Genomic DNA, 17,936 nt, shown 5'->3' with positions numbered 1-17,936 from the left:
TAAAGGAATAAAAAGGAGGACTAACTAATGAGTGAACGTCAAGTTATTAATATATCGACCGAAGAAGCTAAGCGTCAAACAGACATCATCCATATATTATCTCAGTCTCTCAAAGGCAAAAATCTAAAATACTGTGTATCAACTTTTGGATGTCAAATGAATGCACGGGATTCTGAAAAAATAGAAGGTATGCTTGAAGAGATGGGTTATGAAAAAATCACGAAAGAAGATGAGGCTGATTTTGTCATCTATAATACGTGCTGTGTCAGAGAAAATGCAGAAATGAAAATCTATGGAAGACTTGGACATCTGAAAACTATTAAGAAAAAAAATCCTAATCTCATTATTGCACTGTGTGGCTGTATGATGCAGCAAGATATTGTACTTGAAACACTAAAGAAAAAATATAACTTTGTAGATATCATATTTGGCACTTATAATATTTATAAACTACCGGAACTTCTGCAAACACGCCTTGAAACTCAGGAATCTGTTATTGATATATGGGATTCGCATCAAGATATTGTAGAAGACTTACCTAATACACGCAAATATAATTTTAAAGCATGTGTCAATATCATGTATGGCTGTAATAATTTTTGCACTTATTGTATTGTCCCTTATGTCAGAGGGAGAGAACGCAGTCGAGAGCTTTCTGATATTTTAAACGAGGTTAAAGCTTTAGTTGCTGATGGCGTAAAGGAAGTAATGTTTCTTGGTCAGAATGTAAACTCATATGGCCAAAGCTTAAGTACCCCTGTGAGCTTTGCAAATCTTTTAAGCGAAGTGAGTCAAATTGAGGGGCTAAAAAGAATCCGCTTTATGACCTCTCATCCCAAAGATTTAAGTGATGAACTTATTGAAGTGATAGCAGAGTGCGACAATGTTTGTAAGAGTGTTCATCTGCCAATCCAGGCTGGCAGTACCCATATTTTAAAATCTATGAATAGAAAATATACAAAAGAAAGTTATCTTGAGCTTGTATCTAAATTAAGAACAGCTATTCCCCATATTGAGATTACAACAGATTTTATTGTAGGCTTTCCTGGCGAAACAGAAGAGGACTTTTTGGATACATTAGATGTGGTAGAAAAAGTTAAGTATGCAGGAGCTTTTACTTTTATTTATTCTAAAAGAACGGGAACTCCTGCTGCTACCATGGAAGAACAAGTGCCTGAAGAAATTGTTAAAAAGCGCTTTAATAAGCTTCTAACATTAACAAACGACCACATTCTCGAAAATATGAAAAAATATGTAGGACAAACTGTAGAAGTGCTTTTTGAAGAAACAAGTAAAAATGATAAGACTGTGCTTAGCGGCAGAACGGATACTAGTATACTTGTAAATGTTAAGGCCCCAGACACATTAATTGGACATTTTGCACAAGTTAAAATAGTGGCTACTAAAACTCACTATTTAATTGGGGAATTAGTTGAGTAAGGATGATGAAGATGAATGTTACGCCAATGATGAAACAGTATTTAGATATTAAAGAGAAACATCAGGATTGTCTTTTGTTTTTTAGACTCGGTGATTTTTATGAGATGTTTTTTGAAGATGCAAAAACAGCTTCACGGGAATTAGAAATTACACTTACAGGACGTGATTGTGGTTTAGAAGAAAGAGCTCCGATGTGCGGCGTTCCTTTTCATGCAGCAGATAATTACATTGGAAGGCTTGTTGAAAAAGGCTATAAGGTTGCGATATGTGAACAAGTTGAAGATGCAAGCTTAGCAAAGGGGATTGTTAAAAGAGAGGTCGTTAGAATTGTTACACCTGGTACGATACTTGAAGGAAGTACGGTAAGTGAAGGCAAAAATAATTATATTTGTGCAATTGTAAATAAAGATAATGCCTATGGACTTAGTATTAGCGATGTCACAACAGGTGAATGGTCCGTTACCTATATAGAAGGAGAAAAAAATACACGTAAGCTCTTGGATGAACTTGCTAAGTATTCTCCTGTAGAATGTCTTCTTGATCAAATAACATATAATGATGCTGAAATATATGATTTTATTAAAAGTAAATTTGTTTGTATGACTCAGCAAATACCTAATCATTGTTTAGATATTTCTTTGTCGTATAGTCTTCTTACCCGACACTTTAATGTTTCTTCGCTAGAAGGCATTGGACTTATCGATGATCGAGCTGATACTTTAGCTGCTTCAAGCCTTTTATATTATTTAAAGGAGACCCAAAAAAATACACTTTCACATATGCATACACTTTCTTTATATAACGTAGATGCTTACATGCTTCTTGATATGTCTACAAGAAGAAATCTTGAACTGACCGAGACCCTTCGTGAAAAACGCAGGAAAGGCTCCTTATTATGGGTTCTTGATCATACTAAAACGGCTATGGGCTCAAGGTATATCCGTAAATGTATCGAGCAGCCCCTTATTCATGCCGATAAAATTAATGAACGTTTAGATGCGACCGAAGAACTTAAAAATAATGCTTTGCTGCGTGCTGATTTATTTGAAGCGCTTGACCATATTTATGATATAGAAAGATTAATGAGTAAAGCTGCTTATGGTACTTGCAATGCAAAGGACTTGTTATCCCTTAAAGCATCTCTAGGTGTACTTCCCGCTATTTACAATCTGCTTCATACGTGTAATTCCACTAAACTTATTAAGCTCTATCAAAATTTCGACGCTTTAGAAGATGTTTTTAGCATGATTGATGCATCAATTTTAGAAGATGCACCGCTTTCACTTAGAGAAGGCAGTCTCATTAAGGATGGTTTTAATGAAGAAGTAGATCGTCTAAGACAAATAAAAAAAGAAGGAACTTCTTGGCTGATGGCTATAGAAGCAAAAGAAAAAGAAAAGACGGGGATTAAAAATCTAAAGATTAAATATAATAAAGTCTTTGGCTATTTTCTAGAAGTCACTCAGTCCTATCACCATCTTGTCCCTGATTACTTTATACGTAAACAAACGCTTTCTAACTGCGAACGCTATATTACCGAAGAATTAAAACAAGTAGAATCGGATGTATTAGGCGCAGATGATAAACTTAATGTTCTCGAATATCAGCTCTTTACGCAGGTTAGAGAAAATATTGTATCTCAGATGGATAGACTTTTAACGGTCTCTCACTTTATAGCTGAACTTGATATGTTTTGTTCTCTCGCGGATGTGGCAGATCAGTATCATTATATCAAACCCGTTATTAATCATGGTCAAACGATCAATATTACAGGCAGCAGACACCCAGTAGTTGAAAAAATAATTGGGGAACATAGCTTTATCGCAAACGATGTTTATCTTGATAATAAGACGCATCAAGTAATGCTGCTTACAGGGCCTAATATGGCAGGTAAGTCTACCTTTATGAGGCAAGTAGCACTTATTGTTCTCATGGCACAAGTTGGTTCTTTTGTCCCTGCTGAAAATGCAGAGATAGGTGTTGCAGACAGAATCTTTACGCGAGTAGGTGCATCAGATGATTTAGCTTCCGGTCAAAGTACCTTTATGGTTGAGATGATGGAGGTCTCTAATATTCTGCATCATGCTACAAAGGACAGTCTTCTTATTTTAGACGAAATTGGCCGTGGGACCAGTACACTAGATGGGCTAAGCATTGCTTGGTCAATTATCGAACATATTGCAACTGAAGATAAACTGGGCGCTAAGACATTATTTGCAACGCACTATCATGAACTGACTGACTTAGAAAAAAATATCCCCTCGCTTAAGAACTACTGCGTAGCAGTTAAAGAAATGGGAGAGGATATTATCTTTTTACACAAAATTGTACCTGGCAGCGTAGATCATAGCTACGGTATTCAAGTAGCTAAACTAGCCGGTGTTCCTAGTATGGTTCTTGAGCGCGCAAAATCTATTTTAAGTGACCTTGAAAAAGATCAAACCCATCATCTAAATGTTACTGCTGATAAACCTTTACCTGTTGAAAAAATGGATAAAAAGGGTGTCGCTCAGCAGGCATCACAGCAATTATCTCTATTTGAAAATAAGCACGTACATGTTATCAATGAGTTAAAAGCATTAGATGTGATGGATCTGACCCCTATGAAAGCTCTTCAAGTTTTATATGACCTTCAAAAGAAAATTAGATAACTAAGGATGTGGTTAATGTGAGTGTTATAAAAATACTTGATACCCATACCATTAATAAAATTGCAGCAGGTGAGGTCGTAGAAAGACCTTGCTCTGTTGTTAAAGAATTAGTAGAAAATAGTATTGATGCTAAAGCAAGCTCAATTACAGTAGAAATTAAAAATGGAGGTATTGATTTTATACGTGTAACAGATAATGGTGTAGGTATTCCTAAGGAAGAAGCAGAAATTGCTTTTCTCAGGCATGCAACGAGTAAAATAAGTACCGCTGATGATTTAATTAAAGTATTGACACTTGGTTTTAGAGGAGAAGCATTAGCGAGTATCGCTTCCGTCTCTCATGTTGAACTCATTACTAAAACAGCCGAGGATCTAACAGGTAAGAGGATAGAGGTAAATGGCGGGAAAATTATCTCTTCTGAAGAAATAGCTTGTCCAAACGGGACAACGCTTATTATAAGACATATTTTCTATAATGTACCTGCACGCAAAGAATTTCTCGGCAGCAGTAGTGCTGAAGGTGCAAAAATTTCAGACCATATGACTAAACTTGCCCTTGCACACCCTGAGATCTCCTTTAAATATATCCAAAACAATAAGATGCAGTTTACAACCTCTGGCAACCATGACCTTATTAATTGTGTTCTTAACATCTATGGTAAAGATACTGCCAGAAACACTTTTAAGTTTTTTTATAAAGCACAGGCTATAGAATGTGTTGGCCTTTTAGGTAACACTTCTATTACACGGGCAAATAGAAATTACGAACACTTTTTTATTAATGGCCGCTATATTAAAAGCACACTTTTACAGCGTGCTGTAGAGGCTGCATATAAAACTTTAGTGATGGTTGGTAAATTTCCTTTTATTATACTTCATCTTCACTTAGATCCTGCTGGATTAGATGTTAATGTGCATCCTACCAAAATGCAGGTTAGATTTAGAGATGAGGAACTCATTTACAATACCGTTTATCAGGGTATCACCTCTTCCCTTAAAGAAGAAAACTTGGTACCTCAAGCTGTACCAAAACAATCTGTTTCGCCAGCAATCACCTCTTCTTCTAATAAAATACAGCCCGAACAAATAATTGTCGATACATTTTTTGCACCTAGAAAAACCTATAACGAACCTTCTGCATCAACGATGCTTTCGAGACCTGTACTTGCTGAGGCCTTTGAGGAAAATAAGAAGGAATTCCTCTATAAAGAGGAGAAGTTATTCGGTAAAATGCAAGAGCCGATTTATAATACGCAACATACGCCAGCCAAAGACCAATCTATGATTGATGCTCACTTTGTAAGTGAGCATATAGATCATCATGACATACCTTATTATGCTATTATAGGTCAGCTATTTCAAACGTATTGGATCATCCAATACGATGAAAAAATATTTATTATGGATCAACATGCAGCCCATGAACGTGTCATGTATGAAAAATTTATGCTTAGTTTTAAGCGAGGAGAAGTCCCTACACAGCTATTACTGTTACCTGAGAGCTTTTCACTTACAGGAATAGAGCAAGTAATTGTTAATGAACATGCTATATTACTTGCACAGTTAGGATTTAAATTTGAGGCCTTTGGAGAAGACAGTATCATAATAAGGGAAGTCCCTTTTGTTTTTAACCAACCATTGCCTCCACATGTTTTTAAAGACGTCCTAGATACACTCAGCATTAACAAACTGCAAGATATTACTTCTCTCAAAGAAGATACGATTATCAAACTCGCATGTAAAAGTGCAATAAAAGCTAACGACAAAATTACCGAAAAGGAATGTAAATATCTTATTGAAGAACTTCTAAGACTAGATAACCCATTTACCTGTCCTCATGGCCGACCTACGTTAGTCGTTTTATCCAAATCAGATATCGAAAAGATGTTTAAAAGAATATGATAAAAAGGTGATCAAATGAAAAAACCTCTCATTTTAATTGCTGGTCCTACTGCATCTGGCAAGACAGGAACCAGTGTGCTTCTTGCACAACATATTAATGGTGAAATTATATCTGCCGACTCGATGCAGATTTACACAGGAATGGATATTGGAACCGCTAAAGTTAAAGATGAAGAAATGCAGGATATCCCGCATTATATGATCGATGAACTCTCACCCAATGAATCTTGTAGTGTTGCTTGGTTTAAAGAGCGTGTCAACTATTATATAAATCTGATTTATTCAAAAGGTAAAATCCCCATTTTAGTGGGTGGGACAGGATTTTATATTAATGCCATTTTGTATGATACACACTTTGATGAAACAAAGGCTGATTCAGCTTATAGAAGTGAACTTCTAGAACTCGCAGCCAAAAAGGGTGCTGACTTTTTACATGATAGACTCTATACTGTAGATCCTGTCAGCGCAGCTGCTATTCATCCTAATAATGTTAAAAGGGTCATCCGTGCATTAGAATATTATCATCAGACACATATGCCTATTTCTTTTCATAATGAAGCTGAAAAGGTCAAAAGGACAGAAAACGTATCACCTTATGATTATACTTTTTTTGCGCTTACGATGGAAAGAGACTTGCTTTATCACCGTATTAACGAACGAGTCGAAAAAATGGTAGAAGAGGGGCTTATAAGAGAAGTACAAACCTTTTTTGATAAAGGATATAGTGAAGACCTTACTTCTATGAAAGCTATAGGCTATAAAGAGTTTTTTCCTTATTTTAAAGGTGAAGCTTCTTTAGACACATGTATCAGTAAGCTGAAACAAAATACAAGACATTATGCTAAAAGACAGCTGACTTGGTTTAAGCATCAAGCAGACCCTATTTTTATTGAAGTAGATAAGTATCAGTTTAGGAGTGATCTTATCGTTCATAAAATGTGCACTTATTTAGAAAAATACTGCTAAAAAATAAGAACTTAAAGTATATATTTCAAGCTTATTGGCCATAATTACAATGTCTCATTAGAAAATTTTAACAATAAGGTAGACAAGCCAAAAAATATAATATACAATAATATCAACTTAACACAGCCTTTAGGAGGGGAAAGATAATAATGAGTAAAGCAATCAACTTACAAGATGTTATGTTAAATCAACTTAGAAAAGATAAAGTAGCCATTACAGTATTTCTAACAAATGGTTTTCAATTAAAAGGAACTATAAAAGGATTTGATAACTTTGTAGTTATTTTAGAAAGTGAAGGCAAGCAGCAAATGATATATAAGCATGCAATATCAACACTTATACCAGCTAAAATAGTGAGTTTAAATACATCAGCCGAATAAACTATAAGCCCTCTTCCTTAAGAGGGCTTATTCATTGACAAAAAATAAGGAGAGTAGTAATGAGTGATTTATACAACTTATTTAAAATAGATTCAGTTACTGAAAACTTTTGTTTAAAACTTGAGAAAGAACTTACTGGGGTATGGTCAAATATTGAGAATGCTATGCATATTAATGGTGCTAAAGTACTTCATGCTATGCAGAAAAATAAATTAAGTGATACCCATTTTGCTGCGACAACTGGTTATGGTTATAATGATTTAGGAAGAGAGGTAGTAGAGCAAATTTATGCCGATGTTTTTAGAGCAGAAGCAGGTCTTGTAAGGCCTCAGCTTATATCAGGTACCCATGCGCTTACTGTTGCTTTATTTGGCAACCTCAGACCAGGCGATGAGCTTCTGTCTCCAGTTGGTAAACCTTATGATACATTAGAAGGGGTTATTGGTATTAGACCTACAAATGGTAGTCTTAAAGAATATGGCATAGCTTATAAGCAAGTGGATTTAAATGAAGATTTTAGTTTTAATTATGATGGCATAAAAGAAGCTATTACTCATAAAACAAAACTTATCACCATTCAAAGGTCCAAAGGATATAGTTACAGACCAACGCTTACGATAGCACAAATCAAAGATTTGATCACATTTGTAAAGGCTATTAAACCAGACGTTATTTGTATGGTAGATAATTGTTATGGAGAATTTGTAGATGTTATAGAGCCTACGGAAGTAGGTGCTGATCTATGTGTAGGCTCTCTTATAAAAAATCCCGGCGGAGGTCTTGCACCTATTGGGGGCTATATAGTAGGAAAAGAAGAATATGTTGAAAATGCGGCCATGCGGCTTACAGCGCCTGGTCTTGGTAAAGAAGTAGGGGCAACACTAGGTCTTACGCAACCTGTTCTACAAGGTCTATTTTTAGCTCCAGAAATCGTTGCTAATGCGCTAAAAGGTGCTGTTTTTGCAGCTGCTATTTTTGAAAAACTTGGTTTTCAGGTGATGCCTTCTTCACTGGAAAAGCGAAGTGATATTATTCAGGCTATTAATATGCAATCACCTGAAAATGTAATTGCTTTTTGTCAAGGGATTCAAAAAGGTGCTCCTGTAGATAGCTTTGTAAATCCTGAACCGTGGGATATGCCAGGTTATGATTCACCGGTTATCATGGCTGCTGGCGCCTTCATCCAAGGTGCTTCAATTGAACTTAGTGCTGATGCGCCTATTAAACCGCCTTATACTGTGTTTTTCCAAGGAGGACTTACCTTTTATCACGCTAGACTTGGGGTAATGAAAGCTTTGCAAACAATGAAAGATAAGGGACTTGTTTCATTATAAGGAGGGTCCTGCAAATATTTAAAAGCTAACAAATAAGAGTAGGTCTTAGACCTACTCTTATTTGTTAGCTTTTAGGGTTTGTATTTCATCTAACCATATGCGGCTACTTGCATCAGAAGGCATACGCCAATCACCTCTTGGTGATAAACAAATCGACCCAACTTTAGGTCCATCCGGTAAACAAGAACGCTTAAATTGCTGATTGAAAAATCTTCTGTAGAAAATTTCAAGCCATTTTAAGATAGTATGTGCATCATAAACATCTTTAAAGGCCTGCTGCGCTAAGTAGTAGATTTTAGAAGGACTAAACCCAAATCGCAGCATATTATAAAGATAAAAGTCATGAAGTTCGTAGGGTCCAACAATATCTTCTGTCTTTTGTGCAATACCACCTGAATGATCAGTTGGCAAGAGTTCTGGACTTACAGGGGTATCTAATATATCCATTAAAATTTCTTTAATACTTTCTTCACTCTCATAGTAGGCTGCATATTCTACTAAATATCTTACTAATGTTTTAGGAATAGAGGAATTAACTGCATACATCGACATGTGATCCCCGTTATAGGTAGCCCATCCAAGAGCTAGTTCTGATAAATCACCGGTCCCAACAACTATGCCATTATATTTATTAGATAAATCCATTAAGATCTGAGTTCGTTCTCTTGCTTGTGCGTTTTCATAAGTTACATCGTGTATATTAATATCATGCTCAATATCCATTAAATGTTGTTTAACTGACTCTACAATAGATATTTCTTTTAATGTAATCCCTAATAACTTCATCAGATTAACAGCATTATTATAAGTCCTGTCACTTGTTCCAAATCCAGGCATAGTTACCCCTAAAATTTGAGAAGGATTAAGTCCTAAGATTTGAATAGCTTTTATAGCCACAAGAAGTGCAAGGGTAGAGTCAAGCCCTCCTGATATTCCTATGACAAGTTTTTCACTTCTTGTATGTTCCATTCTGCGTGCAAGTGCATTAGCCTGGATATTAAAGATGTGCTTGCAGCGTTCTGTCCTTACAGCTTCATCTGAAGGCACAAATGGATGTGGATCAATAAATCTTTCCCATTCAAATTCTAGAGGAGTCAGTTCAAAGTTTACAGTCTGATACTCTAAGTTCCGAACGATAGAGGAGTGTTTGAAGTTATTTTGCTTAATTCTCTCTATAAAGATTCTTTCAAGATCTATAATACCAAATAAAAGCGCATTACCTCTTTCAAAAAGTTCGGATTCTGCTATCTTATTACCATTTTCATAAATAAGCTTGTGCCCGCTAAAGGCAAGATCTGTTGTTGACTCACTTATTCCTGAAGAAGTATATATATATGCGGACATTGTTCTTGCAGACTGCTGAGCAATAAGTCTTCTTCTATAGATATCTTTGCCAACAATTTCATTACTCGCTGAAGGATTAACAATGATATTTGCACCTGCTAATGCATGATACAGACTTGGTGAAACAACAGCCCATAAATCTTCGCAAACCTCCGCTGCTAAAGTCAAATAAGGTATATTACTAGCTTCAAATAAAATATACGGCGAAAAAGGCACAGTAAATCCACAATAAGTAATTGTTGTACTAATCATATCATGCGCTGAATGAAACCAACGTTTTTCATAAAACTCATTATAATTAGGCAGATAGGTCTTAGGAATAATTCCCAATATTTTCCCTTTAAGGATTACAATAGCCGTATTATATAAATTACCCTCGTGAGGGATCGCTGCTCCTATTATAAAAATCTGCTCGTGTGCTTTAGATTCTTCTAATATAAGTGTAATGTTTTTTTCCGTCTCTTCTAATAGAGTAGTTTGAAAGAACAAGTCACCGCAGCTATAACCAGTCATGCAAAGTTCTGGAAAAAGTGTAAGGCTTGCACGGTGTCCGCTTGATTGTTTCATACAATCTATTATTTGCTCTGTATTATATTTACAGTCTCCAACCAGTAATTGTGGTGTAGCTGCACACACCTTTAAAAAATGATATGACATCCTATAAGCTCCTATCTTTTGTACTATCAATTTTAATTATCTAAAAATATAATTACATATCTATCTTACAATAATATAACACAAAAGCAGACATTATAATAATATCTGCTTAAAATTCTCTAAAAAGTCCTATTACTTTTCCTAATATTTTAACTTTATTGATATATATAGGTGACATCGTGTCATTTTCAGGCTGAAGACGCACACAGTCTTTTTCTTTAAAAAACCGCTTAACTGTAACATCGTCGTCTAATAGCGCTACTACTATATCTCCATTATGCGCACTGTCTTGTTGTTTTACGATAATCTGATCGCCATCTAGTATTCCTGCATTAATCATACTTGTTCCAGATACTTTAAGCATATAGATATCTTCATTACGTGCCATATGATTAGGAAGCGGAAAATATTCTTCTATATTCTCTATAGCTAGAATAGGTTCTCCTGCTGTAACCTTACCGATAACCGGAACAGCACTTACATGATCCATAATCCAATCATGCTCTTCATCAAGTATCTCTATGGTTCTTGGTTTTGTAGGATCTCTTCTAATAAAACCTTTTTTCTCAAGCGTATTTAAATGGCTGTGTACAGTAGAAGTAGAGCTTAGTTCTACAGCAGTACAAATTTCTCTCACTGAAGGCGGATAACCTTTATCCCGTAAGACTTGCTTGATGTAATTTAATATTTGCTCTTGTTTATTGGTAAGTGTAGTATCCATGATATCCCTCTAACTCCTATAAGATAGCCATATTATAGCATGTTTCAATCAAATAAGCAAACATGTGTTCTTTTTAAGTTTCTCTAAGCTTAATAATTGATGCAGCTTTGCGTCTTCTTTCATCATCCATTTTAGCATAATGTTTTTTAGTGGTATTAACGTCTTTATGGCCTAGAACATCAGCTACTAAGTAAATATCCCCTGTTTCCTGATAAAGCTGCGTGCCATATGTAGATCTTAACTTATGCGGCGTAATCTTTTTGAGGCTGGTAACCAGTGCACTATATTTTTTAACTAGTAGCTGTACGGTCCTTACAGAAATTCTCTTACCTTGCATAGATAAGAAGAGAGGGTGGTCCACAGTCTTACATTCTTTTATATTTCTTTCTTCAATATAGTCTCTTAAAATCTCTTCAACTTCAGTGCTAAAATATACAATAGTTTCATTACCACCTTTGCGTGTGATTTTTATACCATTATAATTAAAGTCAATATCTTCTAAGTTAAGCCCTACACATTCTGAAACACGAATACCAGTTCCCAAAAGCATAGCTATAATGGCTAAATCTCTTTTTTTAGTAAAACGATGATATATTTTTTGTTTTTCAGTAAGTGCTTCTCCAGATTCAACAATATCTAGTAATCTAGCAACTTCATCAATTTCTAATTTTATAATTGGCTTTTCATATATTCTAGGCATATCCACAATAGAGGTGGGATTACGTTTAATGCGTTCTTGCCTATAGAAATAATGGTAAAGTGTTTTGAGCGATGCAAGTTTTCTAGCCTTGCCATTTTGGCCATTTTGATAATATATTGCATGCTGATCATTAAGTGTTTTTTCATAATATGAAAGATATTCTAAAAACATCTCTATATCTCTTGGCGATACATCATCTAGCGATTCTAATGTGATTTCAGTAATAGAAGAGAGGCCCATAAATACTTCTACATTTTTATGCAGATATTCAAAGAAAATACGCAGGTCATAGGCATAGGCAAGCCTTGTATTAACACTTGAGGTATGTTCAATCCCTCTAAAAAAGTCAAAGATAAAAGAGGGGAGTTCTTTTAATAATTCTCTTGTTTTAATGGTTATATACTTCTTTCTATTTTCTTGATAACTGGACATATGCTTCACTTCCTTTTAGATTGCCTTCAGTAATCCTTCTTTAGATTAATATCGCACCTTATCTAAATACATTATATAATACTTTAACTATGAAGTTCAAATTTTAAATTTAAATATTTTAATGTATGATATTTCCAAATATTTGTTATATAACTTATATTTTATGTTATAATGAAATTATCAACTAATTAAAAAACAGGAAAGGAGCAAAATATAAAGATATGAAGTATCAATTTCTGTTAAATAAGTTATTTAAGGAGAGATAAATTATGATGTTATATGGTATTATTGCAGTAGGTGTATTATTATTTTTTGTCATTATTATGAGTGGCTATGTAAAAGCTAGTCCTGATGAAGCCATTCTTATTTCCGGGTTAAAGAAAACAGCAAAAATTGTTATTGGAAAAGCTGCAATTAAAATCCCCTTCCTTGAAAGAAAAGACAGGCTTACGCTTAAAATCATGAAGATTGATGTAAAAACCCGTGAATCTGTACCTACTAACGAGTTTATTAATGTTAATGTTGATGCAGTAGTTACAGTAAAGATCTCATCAGATCCAGCACTTATTAAACTGGCTGCCGAAAACTTTCTAAATCAAAAAGAACAATACATAGTAGATATGGTAACAGATGTTCTAGAAGGAAATATCCGTGAAATCGTTGGAACAATGACGCTTGAAAACATGATTTCAGACAGGCAAGAGTTCGCCAAAAAGGTACAAGAAAACGCAGTACCCGATATGCGAAAAATGGGTATTGAAATTGTATCCTTTAATGTTCAAAACTTTTCTGATAAAAATGGTATTATTGAAGACCTAGGGATAGATAATACAACTAAAATTAAGAAGAATGCAGCTATCGTTAGAGCTGAATCTGAAAGAGATGTAAATATGGCACAAGCAATGGCTGATAAGGAATCTAACGATGCAAAAGTTTCTGCTGACCAAGAGATTGCTATTAAACAAAATCAGTTAGCCATAAAAAAAGCTGAACTTAAGAAAACAGAGGACATTAAAAAAGCTGAAGCAGATATGGCTTATGATATCCAAAAAGAAGAGCAACGAAAAACTATGGAAATCACATCAGCTAATGCTAATCTTGCAAAACAAGAAAAAGAAATAGAGCTGAAAGAAAGAGAAGTACAGATTAAAGAAAAAACTCTGGAAGCTGAAATTAAGAAAAAAGCGGAAGCTGATCGTTATGCTAAACAACAGCAAGCTGACGCTAACCTCTATGAAAGACAGAAAAAAGCGGAAGCTGAAAAATTTGAAGCTCTTCAGCAGGCAGAAGCATTAAAGGCAAAAGCAGAGGCCGAAAGAGTAGCAAAAGAAGAAGAGGCAATAGGTATTAAAGCTGTAGCACTGGCTGAAGCTGATGGTATTAGAGCTAAAGGACTTGCAGAAGCTGAAGGTATTGATAAAAAAGCTGAAGCGATGCAAAAAATGCAAGAGGCTGCTGTACTTGAAATGTACTTTAAAGTTCTTCCTGAAATTGCTGCAAACGTTGCAAAACCACTTGAAAAAGTCGATAAGATTACAATGTACGGCGAGGGTAATACCACAAGGTTAGTAGGAGATATCACAAAATCTGCTACTCAAATTACGGATAGCTTAACTGATGCTCTTGGTATTGACATTAAAAGTTTTATTGCAGGCATTATTGGTACAAAAGCTATGAGTAGTAACACTATAAATACTGAGAAATCCATCAAGAATTATGAAATGAATATGGATGAAATTGCCAGCGACATCGAAGAATAAGCTAAAATTCTTTATTAATGTCGAGGGACACAAGAGATCATAAGATATACTTTATCTTATGATCTCTCTTTATTTGTATTTTTGATATTGTATATGGTATTTTTAGGAAATAATAAAGTTTAGATTAAGCGATTGTTATTCATACTTTATATGTTAAGCGTACTAGTATACGTTTGTTGTCATGATTGGTTATATATTATTGTCACTAGACAATAGAAGCCTTGAAAATAAAAAAACACAAAATAGAGCGTGTACTTCTATAACTTATACTATTCGCGAAACACAAGTTTTACGAAGTGTATTATAATAATAAATAAAAAACTCTTCTTAAGTGCTTTTATTTACATGCATTTATTAAAAAATTATTATTACGCATTTTATTCTTCTAAGTAGTTAATATTAATATGGATACATTTATTCTTATCTCACCATCAAAAAAAGTCCCTTAGAACCTTTTAGTTATAAGCGACCTTTTGATACATCTATTAACTTGTTTTAAAACAGGCTATTAACAAGATTATGATAATGGCTGGTTCTCAGCATAAGCCTCTGTTCTGAGCCTAATCCTTTTTGCATAATCAATAATCTTTCTATCGTATTCCTGATCCATTAAAGGTGATGAAATCAAAAAGTCTGCTGTAGACTGATTACTTGCTACGGGTATATCATAAAGTGCTGCAATACGAAGAAGTGCCTTTACATCTGGGTCATGGGGCTGTGCTGCTAGTGGATCCCAAAAGAAAATCATAAAATCTATATTCCCTTCAACAATTCTGCATCCGATTTGCTGATCTCCACCTAATGGTCCACTGTTAAAAGCTGTTATCGGAAGATCCGTTTCTTTAGCAAGCAACCTGGCAGTTGTACCTGTACCGCATAAAAAATGCTTACCTAATCTTTCTTTATTAACTTTTACCCATTCAATCATATCTTTTTTTCTATTATCATGGGCAATTAAAGCTATACTTTTTTGTCTTTCCATCTTTACAATGGTAACGTCGTTCATTTCGCTCATATTATATCCTCCCTGTTTAAGTGTATACTTAGTGTGATTTCACCTTTATTATAGCGTGATTTAGAGTTTTTGGCTATATGTTTTATATTGTATATATTGCTGGCCAATTTCATCAATGAAAATGCTTTTGGGTGCCTCATGATGATAAGATAAAAAAAGATTTTTGCGTGCCCTTGTCATACCTACGTAAAATAGTCGCTTTTCTTCTTCTAAATGATTATCTCTTATGCTTTTAGCTAGGGGTAATACTTTATCATTACATCCAGCTATATATACATCATCAAATTCTAAACCTTTCGCTTGATGAATTGTTATAATGGGTATTCTGTCTTTAAAAAGCTCACTTTGTTCTATTTCACTATAATGCATTGCAGCATAATTAAGCAGCTGAATAATGTTATCTTGTATGGAAAGCCGCTGATCATAAAGTTCTCTCGAGATTCTATAGAATTCTCTAATACTCTTTATCTCTTGTTGTGAGTAATATTTTTTAAACTCACATGTATTCATCATATAACTTATACTGTCCGGTATAGAATGATTAAGTATGTGGTGACTGATATTAAGCACCTTATGCTTATATTCCCCTATATAACTATAGAGTGCTTCAAGCATCTCAAATCTATCTTGTGCTTTTAATCTAATCTGGTTTAATAAATGTGTTAATATCTCACTTGTAGCTAAAATATCCTGCAGAGCATTATGATTAGGTTTAGCATGTGTGTTTAAATGATTTGCAAGCGTTTCTAATTTATAATTACTCATATGTGGATAAATTTTATAAGCTAAATCTAATGTATCATAAACCGCAATTGGCTGTATCGTTTCAAGATGATACCGGTTTAACATACTTTTTATAATCTGTAAATCATAATTTACATTATGTCCAACAATTACACTGTTTTCAACAAATGCTAATAGCTTCTTCAGCGCATCGCTTGGATCTAAGCCTTTTTCCTGAAGCACTTCATCGCTAAAGCCATGTACAAAATAAGAGTTCCCTACACATTGAGTCGGTTTGACTAAAATATCTAACGTATCCCTTATGCCATCCCTACCATATCTTATAGCCGCAATTTGAATAATATCATCTTTAGTCGTATCGAGGCCCGTTGACTCTACATCTAAAACAATAATCTGATGTTGCATATAGGCCGTCTGCAAGTTCGCATACGGATCCTTGGACTCCGCACTAAACCAATCACATAAAAACATATAAATATCTTTTGTGTGATTTAAGCGGCTTAAGAGCCATCCTTCCATATTCAAATAGGCATGATGACATATTTTTAGAAGCGCATGACCATTTCTTTGATTAATACTATAATCAAAAAATGCCAATAAGTCTTTTACTTCTTTTCTCCTAAAAAATTTTGTATCTTCGATAAGCGTACATGGAATTTGTTGTTTTTGAAAAGTTTCAGATATAACTTTTGCATATTCATTTGTTCTAGTAAGCACCACAATGCTCTGATTTGCTTTTTGTAATTTAATAGATTCTGCAATAAGATTAATTTCATCTTTTTTAGTGGGTGCTTGTATAATGCTGATTTTATCCCCATTAATGTGTGATGTAGGCATACATTGTATAGGATATAAATGGCTATTTCTTATATAGTTATTAGCAGCTTCTAAAAGCACTTTCGTTGATCTATAATTTATAGAAAGAGTCATATATTTAGGCTTGAAATCTTTTTTAAAGTCACTTACCATGCCTTTAGGGTTTGATCCTCTCCATTCATAAATGGTCTGATTAAAATCTCCAAACATACTTAGATTATTGCTTCCTGTAATCATCTTAATAATTTCATATTCCCTTATACTGGTATCTTGCATTTCATCGACTTGGATATATTTGTATTTTTTGTTCCACTTCTCTTTTATTTCATTTTGCTCTAATAAATATCTAGCTTCTACAATAAGGTCCATAAAATCTATACAATTATTTTCCTTTAGATAGTTTTGATAAGCGTTAAATAGTATAAATCCATGCTTTATTATAAAATTTTTTTTTGTCTTTTGGTGACCAAATTGTTCTTTAAAATAACTTGCTACAATTTTTTTATAGTAATAACGTTCTTCTCTATTAAAGTTTAAACTGTGTCGTTTGATATTTTCAATAAAAGTACGCAGCTCTGGATAATAAATCCTCTCATCATTAAATCCCTCTGCTTCAATAATCTTTTTAATAATACTATCACTATCTGTTTCATCAATAATCGTACAAGGAAATGAAAAACGTGAAGCTTGCTTTTCAGAGCTAATAAGTATATAACAAAAAGCATGAAATGTTTTTATAGTAATATCTTTAGACTGCTCAGGCAAATATAAGTTAATACGCTCTTTCATTTCTTTAGCCGCCTTATTGGTAAAGGTAAGACATAAGAGTTCTTTTGGTAATATATTATTTCTTATTAAATAAGTACTACGCATAGCAATAACCTTTGTTTTACCTGTCCCTGCTGGAGCTAAAACGAGCGCATTTTGATGAGTTGTAGTGACTACCTGCCTTTGTGCCTCATTTAAACTTATATAATCTTCTTCAAACACATTTTCACCTCTATTCACTTTGATTATAACATACATTTTATTGCATACCTTATTTTTTCATAGTATGATTAGAGTAAAATTTAAA

12 protein-coding genes are annotated in these 17,936 nt (G+C 34.1%); 7 read left to right on the top strand and 5 right to left on the bottom strand.

Features of this window, described 5'->3' with window-relative positions; genetic code table 11:
* The first annotated feature begins 27 nt into the window (after positions 1-27).
* From miaB to BN3326_RS03050, 6 genes are all read left to right on the top strand, one after another.
* The gene (gene miaB / locus BN3326_RS03075; protein WP_069997636.1) at positions 28-1,440 is read left to right on the top strand and encodes a tRNA (N6-isopentenyl adenosine(37)-C2)-methylthiotransferase MiaB; all 1,413 of its coding nucleotides are present in this window, start codon (positions 28-30) and stop codon (positions 1,438-1,440) included.
* 2 nt (positions 1,441-1,442) lie between these two features.
* Positions 1,443-4,091, top strand: coding sequence for a DNA mismatch repair protein MutS (mutS, locus tag BN3326_RS03070; RefSeq protein WP_171903750.1), 2,649 nt, complete (start codon positions 1,443-1,445; stop codon positions 4,089-4,091).
* Between the two features lie 17 nt (positions 4,092-4,108).
* A complete protein-coding gene (gene mutL, locus BN3326_RS03065; RefSeq protein WP_069997635.1) occupies positions 4,109-5,992 on the top strand; it encodes a DNA mismatch repair endonuclease MutL in 1,884 nt (627 codons plus the stop codon).
* A 15-nt stretch (positions 5,993-6,007) separates the two neighbouring features.
* The gene (gene miaA / locus BN3326_RS03060) at positions 6,008-6,958 is read left to right on the top strand and encodes a tRNA (adenosine(37)-N6)-dimethylallyltransferase MiaA (protein WP_069997634.1); all 951 of its coding nucleotides are present in this window, start codon (positions 6,008-6,010) and stop codon (positions 6,956-6,958) included.
* 149 nt (positions 6,959-7,107) lie between these two features.
* The gene (hfq, locus tag BN3326_RS03055) at positions 7,108-7,338 is read left to right on the top strand and encodes an RNA chaperone Hfq (RefSeq protein WP_069997633.1); all 231 of its coding nucleotides are present in this window, start codon (positions 7,108-7,110) and stop codon (positions 7,336-7,338) included.
* A 59-nt stretch (positions 7,339-7,397) separates the two neighbouring features.
* Positions 7,398-8,672 carry a methionine gamma-lyase family protein gene (locus BN3326_RS03050; RefSeq protein ID WP_069997632.1) on the top strand — a complete coding sequence of 425 codons (1,275 nt, stop codon included), beginning with the start codon at positions 7,398-7,400 and terminating at the stop codon, positions 8,670-8,672.
* A 57-nt stretch (positions 8,673-8,729) separates the two neighbouring features.
* Here the strand turns inward: BN3326_RS03050 and BN3326_RS03045 are convergent, their stop codons facing one another.
* From BN3326_RS03045 to BN3326_RS03035, 3 genes are all read right to left on the bottom strand, one after another.
* Positions 8,730-10,673, bottom strand: a complete 1,944-nt coding sequence (locus BN3326_RS03045) for an NAD(+) synthase (RefSeq protein WP_069997631.1) — start codon at positions 10,671-10,673, stop codon at positions 8,730-8,732.
* 109 nt (positions 10,674-10,782) lie between these two features.
* Complete coding sequence (gene lexA, locus BN3326_RS03040) at positions 10,783-11,394, bottom strand: transcriptional repressor LexA (protein WP_069997630.1); 612 nt, start codon at positions 11,392-11,394, stop codon at positions 10,783-10,785.
* Positions 11,395-11,467: 73 nt separating this feature from the next.
* A complete protein-coding gene (locus BN3326_RS03035) occupies positions 11,468-12,526 on the bottom strand; it encodes a tyrosine-type recombinase/integrase (protein WP_069997629.1) in 1,059 nt (352 codons plus the stop codon).
* A 269-nt stretch (positions 12,527-12,795) separates the two neighbouring features.
* Between BN3326_RS03035 and BN3326_RS03030 the strand changes: the two genes are divergently transcribed.
* Positions 12,796-14,286: a flotillin family protein gene (locus BN3326_RS03030; protein WP_083258482.1), complete on the top strand. Its 1,491-nt coding sequence runs from the start codon at positions 12,796-12,798 to the stop codon at positions 14,284-14,286.
* A 517-nt stretch (positions 14,287-14,803) separates the two neighbouring features.
* Here BN3326_RS03030 and BN3326_RS03025 read toward each other — a convergent pair.
* Together BN3326_RS03025 and BN3326_RS03020 are read right to left on the bottom strand one after the other, a co-directional pair.
* Positions 14,804-15,301: a methylglyoxal synthase gene (locus tag BN3326_RS03025; RefSeq protein WP_069997628.1), complete on the bottom strand. Its 498-nt coding sequence runs from the start codon at positions 15,299-15,301 to the stop codon at positions 14,804-14,806.
* A 60-nt stretch (positions 15,302-15,361) separates the two neighbouring features.
* Entirely contained in the window at positions 15,362-17,869 is a 2,508-nt protein-coding gene (locus BN3326_RS03020) for an ATP-dependent helicase (protein WP_207646300.1), read from the bottom strand.
* Positions 17,870-17,936 lie beyond the last annotated feature (67 nt).

The organism is Cellulosilyticum sp. I15G10I2 (genome assembly GCF_900095725.1).
Lineage (GTDB): Bacteria > Bacillota > Clostridia > Lachnospirales > Cellulosilyticaceae > FMMP01.
Note: the sequence above shows the minus strand (reverse complement) of the source record. Positions and strands in the feature narration are given on the sequence as shown.

What these genes read in the sequence shown, in the direction of transcription:
- miaB (WP_069997636.1), top strand. Translation starts at nt 28, where the DNA reads ATGAGTGAACGTCAAGTTATTAATATATCGACCGAAGAAGCTAAGCGT.
- mutS (WP_171903750.1), top strand. Translation starts at nt 1,443, where the DNA reads ATGATGAAGATGAATGTTACGCCAATGATGAAACAGTATTTAGATATT.
- miaA (WP_069997634.1), top strand. Translation starts at nt 6,008, where the DNA reads ATGAAAAAACCTCTCATTTTAATTGCTGGTCCTACTGCATCTGGCAAG.
- hfq (WP_069997633.1), top strand. Translation starts at nt 7,108, where the DNA reads ATGAGTAAAGCAATCAACTTACAAGATGTTATGTTAAATCAACTTAGA.
- BN3326_RS03050 (WP_069997632.1), top strand. Translation starts at nt 7,398, where the DNA reads ATGAGTGATTTATACAACTTATTTAAAATAGATTCAGTTACTGAAAAC.
- BN3326_RS03045 (WP_069997631.1), bottom strand. Translation starts at nt 10,673, where the DNA reads ATGTCATATCATTTTTTAAAGGTGTGTGCAGCTACACCACAATTACTG.
- lexA (WP_069997630.1), bottom strand. Translation starts at nt 11,394, where the DNA reads ATGGATACTACACTTACCAATAAACAAGAGCAAATATTAAATTACATC.
- BN3326_RS03035 (WP_069997629.1), bottom strand. Translation starts at nt 12,526, where the DNA reads ATGTCCAGTTATCAAGAAAATAGAAAGAAGTATATAACCATTAAAACA.
- BN3326_RS03030 (WP_083258482.1), top strand. Translation starts at nt 12,796, where the DNA reads ATGATGTTATATGGTATTATTGCAGTAGGTGTATTATTATTTTTTGTC.
- BN3326_RS03025 (WP_069997628.1), bottom strand. Translation starts at nt 15,301, where the DNA reads ATGAGCGAAATGAACGACGTTACCATTGTAAAGATGGAAAGACAAAAA.